The sequence below is a fragment of the Salifodinibacter halophilus genome (assembly GCA_012999515.1).
Lineage (GTDB): Bacteria > Pseudomonadota > Gammaproteobacteria > Nevskiales > Salinisphaeraceae > Salifodinibacter > Salifodinibacter halophilus.
In genome coordinates this window covers 1-259 of sequence record JABEEB010000391.1, presented here as the reverse complement: position 1 = coordinate 259, position 259 = coordinate 1, and the positions used below count along the sequence as shown (strand labels likewise).

The following is a 259-nucleotide window of genomic DNA, read 5'->3' as shown; positions in this document are numbered from 1 at the left end:
CCAGGCCGTCGAGCGCGATCACCGCGGTGGCTTCATCCTCGTGGCCGGGTTGTTCGACCGCGACCCGCCAGGCCGAGCCGTCGGGCTTGCGGCCGTGCGCGCGCAGCTCGCCGCCGACTTCGACCAGACAGTCGCCGCAACCTTGCGCGAGCAGCCAGTCGGCGACGCGGTCGACGCCGTAGCCCTTGGCGATGGAGGAAAAGTCCAGGTACGCGCCGCCGGGTTGGATCAGTTCGCGCGTGGTCGGGTCGAAGCGCAG

General features: G+C 71.4%; 1 protein-coding gene. It reads right to left on the bottom strand.

From position 1 onward, the window contains the following. Positions 1-259: FAD:protein FMN transferase (locus tag HKX41_12155; GenBank protein NNC24888.1), on the bottom strand; the 259-nt coding region annotated here is incomplete at both ends.